Source organism: Candidatus Schekmanbacteria bacterium (genome assembly GCA_003695725.1).
Taxonomy (GTDB): Bacteria; Schekmanbacteria; GWA2-38-11; order GWA2-38-11; family J061; genus J061.
Map to the genome: position 1 here is coordinate 1 of RFHX01000214.1, position 6,523 is coordinate 6,523.

Genomic DNA, 6,523 nt, shown 5'->3' on the forward strand with positions numbered 1-6,523 from the left:
CATTAATACTTGCTTTCATTAATACTTGCTATAAAAAACAGAAATGATTCAAAATATAGATAATTTTTGTAAAATTATTACAATAATATGTTATTCATAATAACTAAAAAGAGTTCCTGATTCTCTAAACATTTAAAAGGAGAAAAGGATGGAAGAAAAAGATTTGATTCCTGATTTTCAGTTGGATTATCTCGGTCTTCACAATTTAGGCAGAGTTTGTTGGAATTTTTCTACACCTGAACTTTATGAACAAGCTATTAGACGCTATGAAGCACAAATTGTCCATTTGGGGCCATTGGCAGTACGAATGGGACAGCATACAGGACGCGCTGCAAAGGATAAATATATAGTCGATGAGCCGCAAACATCAAAAGATGTTTGGTGGGGCAAAGTCAATGTCAAATATCCTGAAGAGAGGTTCGAAGCCCTTTTCAATCGAATGAAATCATACATTCAAGGAAAAACAATATTTATACAAGATTGTTATGCCGGTGCAGATGAAAAATATCGCCAGTCTGTAAGAATAATCACTGAATTTGCATGGCATAGTCTCTTTGCAAGAAATATGTTTATTCAGGTTCCTCGTGATAGGGAAAAGATAAAAAATTTTGTGCCTGACTTTACTGTCTTACACTGTCCTAACTTCAATGCAGACCCTGATGAAGACCAAACTCGAAGCGGAACTTTTGTCGTAATTCATTTGAGCAAAAAACTAATTTTAATTGGAGGAACAGCATATGCCGGTGAAATCAAAAAGTCCATTTTCTCAGCCTTGAACTATCTGCTTCCGGGACAGGATGTCCTGTCAATGCACTGCTCTGCAAATGTCAGCAAAAAAGATCCTGAAAATGTAGCAATCTTCTTTGGGCTTTCCGGTACAGGTAAAACGACATTGTCAACGGACCCTGAAAGACTTCTTATAGGAGATGATGAACACGGCTGGTCTGATAGTGGTGTATTCAATTTTGAAGGCGGCTGTTACGCAAAAGTAATTCACCTATCTCAGGAATCAGAACCTGAAATTTATCAGTGCACAAGAAGATTCGGTACAATTCTTGAAAATGTTGCAATTGACCCGGTCCTTCGCTATGTGAATCTGGATGATGACACTTTCACAGAGAATACACGCGCTTCATTTCCTCGCACCCACCTCCCCAATATCGTAGAATCAGGTATGGCAGGCCATCCCAAAAATGTAATTATGTTGACTGCTGACGCTTTCGGCGTTTTACCTCCTATCGCAAAACTTTCGCAGGAACAAGCAATGTATCATTTTATAAGTGGTTATACAGCAAAAGTTGCAGGAACTGAAAAAGGAGTTACTGAACCAACTGCTACCTTCAGCGCTTGTTTTGGTGCACCTTTTATGATGAGACATCCATCTGTCTATGCTCAACTTCTTGCCGACCGAATAAAAAAATACAATGTTTCCTGCTGGCTAATCAATACCGGCTGGACAGGTGGACCTTATGGAACAGGAAATCGGATGAAAATCTCATATACAAGAGCTCTATTAAATGCTGCTCTAAATGGTGAATTGAATAATGTAAAAATGGTTGAAGACTCTATCTTTGGCTTTTTAGTCCCTCAGGAAGCACCAAATGTTCCAAATGAGATTTTAAATCCAAGGAATACATGGTCAAATCCTGATGATTATGATGAAATGGCAAAAAAACTTGCCAACCTGTTTAATGAAAATATAGAACAATATAAAGATAACATTCCTGCATCTGTTTTAAATGCTGGACCAAAAATAAAAGTATAAATTTAAAGGCATATTTCAACGGGCTGAATATTTTAAAATATCAAGGGGAAGGATTTGGCTGCATCGGAAAACGAAATTTTGTTTCAATATAAATTCCTCTTAGACAAGGGACTCGAAAAGGAATTTAATCTTATATTAGATAGAGATACTTTAAACTTAAAGGAATCCTATAAAAAAGATTTACCTTTATGGACAGTTTTAACTTTTCGCCAATGTCCCATATGTCCTCTGACAACTCAAACTCATCAACACTGTCCGATTGCTGTTAATTTAGTTGATGTCGTATCCTTTTTCAGCGATTCGCTTTCTTATGAAGAAGTTGAACTATACATAAAAACAGATGCTCGCAATTTTGTCAAAAAAACAAGTCTTCAACAGGGCATCAGTTCGCTCATTGGCATTTATATGGTAACAAGCGGATGTCCTATAATGGATAAACTAAAACCGATGGTTAGATTTCATTTACCCTTTTCGACAATTGAAGAAACGAAATACAGAGCAATGAGTATGTATCTTATGGCGCAATATTTTCTATACAAAGAGGGAGAAAAACCTGATTGGGATATGAAATATCTCTCAAATATTTATGACGATATCAAAGTGTTAAATATGAGTTTTGCACAGCGCCTCGCTGGTATTGGAATTCAAGATGCAACTGCAAATGCTCTTGTGGAACTCGATTGCTTTGCAGAAAACATAAGAGTAAGCATATCAAAGGATAAAATGGACGAAATCAAGGGGCTCTTTAAATCCTATCTCGATAAAACGAGAAAAGACAGGAAGTAATCAATTCTGGTGCAAAAGGCATAAGAGGGAATAGCAACTTGTAATTCGCTCAAAGTGATAAAGATATCTCTTTTATCCAATATCTTCTGCTGTAGATTCCTGATAGTCAAAAAAGTTCTTCCAATAAACCAGTGAAGATGTGGCAAGTGCAGGGCCTATAAGAATATAGATTAATCCCAAATAATCGTGGGGATATGGAAGACTTCGTAAAATTTGTCCCATTGACATCATACAGGCAATGACAAGCCATGTCTTCCATGAAAACATACTTCCAAAACACGCCCTTTCAGGATGGCCATAAATCCTTTCAACAGCTCTGTTTGCCGCCTTGTACAGAACAAACTTACCCTTGATAAAACCCAAGACAACTGCAAACGGCATAAGCCAAAATACCAACTTGTGTTTCACTGGAAATATCCAAAACAACCCTATAGTTGAGAGCAAAAGCCCTGCAAAAAGCCATAATGCCCCTGCTAATAGAAGCAAATATCTTTTGGGAACTGCAGGTTTATATTTTTCCTTCCAATCCATTGACTTTATCTTTTTAAATTCACATATTGCAACGCCATATCAAGGTTTGCATTTTTAATTAATCGGATTATTTCCTGTAAATCATCAATTTTCTTACCGCTTACCCGGACCTGATTATCTTGTATCTGCGCTTGAACTTTCAATTTTGTATCTTTTATCATCTTCACAATTTTTTTAGCGCTATCCTTATCTATCCCTTCCTTTATCTTGATAACTTGTTTTACATTGCCTCCAAGTCCTTCCTGTATGGGGCCAAAACTGAATGCTTTCAAGTCAATACCTCTTTTCGATGCCTTCATTCTCAATGTATCAGCAATTGCTTCTGCCTTCATTTTGTCAGAAGTGCCAAGACGAATCTCTTTTTCCTTTTTATCAAACTCTATGATTGTTTTGATGCCGCGAAAATCGTAACGATTGAGAAGTTCCTTCTTTGTCATATTTACTGCATTATCAACTTCCTGCAAATCTATTCTGCTTACAATATCAAATGAAGGCATCTGTTTTACTCACAAAAAAAGAAATTTTTTAATCAGCCAAAAAATCCTCTTCCATAGTATATAAGCAAGAGTCCTAATAACATAGCAATTATTCCAAAAACACGCAAATTTCGTGAATCTATATCTTGTATCATAGATGCCGCTTTTTTCATACCTTCCGGGAAACAAAAATATGGCAATCCTTCAATAATCAAAACCAAGCCAATTGCAACAATAAGAAACTTTCCCATAGCCCATTGACATTATTGAAGTTAACAATTTAATCTGCAATTATTTCTGTGCCAATTCCCTTTTGAGTAAATATTTCAAGAAGGAGTGCATGTTTGATTCGTCCGTCTATTATATGTACTTTTTTGACTCCCTCTTTAATCGCCTTGAGACAACATTTAACTTTTGGAAGCATACCACCCTTGATAATTCCTCTTTCAACCATATCATTTATCTTGCTTTCATTTGCAGAGGAAACAAGCTTGCCATTTTCATCGAGAATTCCTTCTGTATCAGTCAATGCAACGAATTTTCTCGCTTTCAGCGCCCCTGCAATGGCGCCTGCGGCAATATCAGCATTGATATTCAGCGAATTCCCATCTTTATCCACCCCGATCGGCGCTATAACTGGAATAAATCTTCTATCGAGCTCAAGTATGACATCAGGGTAAACATTAGTGATTTCGCCTACTCTTCCTAAATCTACAACTTTTTCAGCATTATTTTCCAGAATCTCTGAATTGTGAATCATTATCTTTTTCGCTTTCAAAAGATTGCCGTCCTTACCTGTCAATCCTATAGCACGCCCCCCATGTCTATTTATGAGTGATACGATTTCTTTATTTATTGTGCCTCCAAGCACCATTTCAACTATCGTCATAGTCTCACTATCAGTAACCCTATGTCCTGAAACGAAAGAGCTCTCTTTCCCAAGTTTTTTGAGAAATTCTCCAATCTGAGGACCGCCGCCATGGACAATCACAGGATTGATGCCAAGATATTTCAGCAGAATTACATCGAGAGCAAAGTTTTCTTTGAGCTCTTCATTTAGCATAGCGCTTCCGCCATACTTGATTACAAAAGTCTCTCCACTAAACTCCCTCATATAGGGAATAGCTTCAATTAAAGTATTTGCTTTTTCTATATACTTTTCCATCTTCTATAGTTGTTCAATATTTTTTATCTGGCGCATCTTTATAAACAATTTTTACGTTAATTAAAATTTTTTTCTTTTACAAAATAGACATTCTTTAAACTTTCAAATTCTCCTCTTGGAAACAACAAAAAACCCTTAACATTTTTAGTTAGGACTGCATTATTCATTCCATGCCACAAGCTTATGTAGGGAAGCTCTTTGGCAACTATTTTCTGAATTTTGCTGTAAATAGTTTTTCTCTTTTTCAAATCAAATGTCCTTCTGCCTTCCTCTGTCAAGCGGTCAATTTCAGGATTGCTGTAAAATCCACGATTTTTCCCCACAGGTGGAATCCTTTTAGAATTGAATATCTCATAATAGTGGTCAGGGTCTGTAACGCCAACCCATTTGAGCCGAAAAAGCTGGAAATTTCCTTCTTTTATATCATTGTAAAAAGTTGCCCATTCATACATTTTAATATTTATGCCAATACCTATCTTTCTCATCTGTTCCTGAAAAATCTCGGCAAATTTTCTGCTTCGCTCTTCAAATGTAGTTTTATAAGTAAGATTAAAACGCATCTTAGGCCCATCACCATCAGGATCGGTGAAACCGGCTTCATCCAAGAGTTTTTTTGCAAGCAATGGATTATATTCGTACACATTTACATCATCTTCATATGCCCAATGGTCTTTTGGCAATAATCCCTTGGCAATAATGACATTATTTTTTTCAAAATTCTTTATTATGGAAGAGCGGTCGATACCATAAGCAATAGCTCTTCTGACAGCAAGATTTCTCAGTATTGGGTCTCTCATATTTATGCCCAAGTAATAATAATCTGTTCCTTTATCTTTTAATACAATCAGATTTTTATTTCGCCTGAATCGTTCCAATGTGTCAGGTGAAAAAGCATTCTCACAAAAATTGATATCGCCATTCTCCATTTGCAGCGCTCTGACAGACTCATCTCGAATTATTTTAACAATTATTCCGTCTATTTTGGGTGTTCCCTCTTCAAAATAGTCAGGGTTTGCTTTCAGCTTAATTTCGCGCTCTCTCTTCATTGAATCAAAAACAAATGGACCTGTACCGGAAGGCATTTCTCCAAACTTTTCACCAACTTTTTCTGCATATCTTTTGGGAACTATGCCCAAAGTCATTGCTGTCAAAAATGGCGCATAAGGATATGAAAGATAAAAGTCAACGGTATGTGAATCAACTGCTTCAATATGATCCAAAAAATCATATGCACCCCGAAGAGGAGATTTTAAATTCTCAGACATAACTGTTTTGAAGGTGTAAACAACATCATCAGCAGTTAAAATCTCGCCGCTATGAAACTTGACTCCTTCCCTGAGATAAAAACGAAAAGTTTTATCATTTATCATTTCCCAGTTTTTACAAAGGTCAGGAACGATTCTCAAATTTTTATCAAATTTTACTAATCCGTTAAAAAGCAGTTCAGTTAGCCGCGAAGATTGTACATCGGTTGCCAAACGAGGGTCCATCGTTATAGGAGCGCTCTCAAATGCTACTATTAAATAATCCTTCTTGACACTACTTTTTTTATTACAGGAGAAAATTGATAAAGAAATTAAAAATGAAATTAAAATATAAAAAAATAATTTAGTATTTTTTATCAAATTCACTCTCCTATCTTAAATTTAAGAACAACTTTTTCCGAATTATATACTTATGCTATAATAACTTTTGTGTTGTTCCAAAGAAATGCAATGGCTATCGGAAAGTCATTCTGGAAATACTTATAATACGCTAAATATTTAATATTTTCTTATATTCAAAAAAGCCATATTAGTC

General features: G+C 35.9%; 7 protein-coding genes. 2 read left to right on the forward strand and 5 right to left on the reverse strand.

What is annotated here, in order from left to right:
• Window positions 1–148 precede the first annotated feature (148 nt).
• Together pckA and D6734_08415 are read left to right on the forward strand one after the other, a co-directional pair.
• The gene (pckA, locus tag D6734_08410; protein ID RMF94156.1) at window positions 149–1,765 is read left to right on the forward strand and encodes a phosphoenolpyruvate carboxykinase (ATP); all 1,617 of its coding nucleotides are present in this window, start codon (window positions 149–151) and stop codon (window positions 1,763–1,765) included.
• Window positions 1,766–1,819: 54 nt separating this feature from the next.
• The gene (locus D6734_08415) at window positions 1,820–2,551 is read left to right on the forward strand and encodes a hypothetical protein (protein ID RMF94157.1); all 732 of its coding nucleotides are present in this window, start codon (window positions 1,820–1,822) and stop codon (window positions 2,549–2,551) included.
• A 72-nt stretch (window positions 2,552–2,623) separates the two neighbouring features.
• Here D6734_08415 and D6734_08420 read toward each other — a convergent pair whose 3' ends face one another.
• From D6734_08420 to D6734_08440, 5 genes are read right to left on the reverse strand one after another with little or no spacing between them, the layout of a single operon-like run.
• Window positions 2,624–3,082 carry a hypothetical protein gene (locus D6734_08420; protein RMF94158.1) on the reverse strand — a complete coding sequence of 153 codons (459 nt, stop codon included), beginning with the start codon at window positions 3,080–3,082 and terminating at the stop codon, window positions 2,624–2,626.
• Window positions 3,083–3,087: 5 nt separating this feature from the next.
• A complete protein-coding gene (locus D6734_08425) occupies window positions 3,088–3,579 on the reverse strand; it encodes a YajQ family cyclic di-GMP-binding protein (GenBank protein RMF94159.1) in 492 nt (163 codons plus the stop codon).
• A gap of 32 nt (window positions 3,580–3,611) precedes the next feature.
• Complete coding sequence (locus D6734_08430) at window positions 3,612–3,809, reverse strand: DUF2065 domain-containing protein (GenBank protein ID RMF94160.1); 198 nt, start codon at window positions 3,807–3,809, stop codon at window positions 3,612–3,614.
• 29 nt (window positions 3,810–3,838) lie between these two features.
• Window positions 3,839–4,723: an acetylglutamate kinase gene (argB, locus tag D6734_08435; GenBank protein ID RMF94161.1), complete on the reverse strand. Its 885-nt coding sequence runs from the start codon at window positions 4,721–4,723 to the stop codon at window positions 3,839–3,841.
• Window positions 4,724–4,779: 56 nt separating this feature from the next.
• Complete coding sequence (locus D6734_08440; GenBank protein RMF94162.1) at window positions 4,780–6,348, reverse strand: ABC transporter substrate-binding protein; 1,569 nt, start codon at window positions 6,346–6,348, stop codon at window positions 4,780–4,782.
• Window positions 6,349–6,523 lie beyond the last annotated feature (175 nt).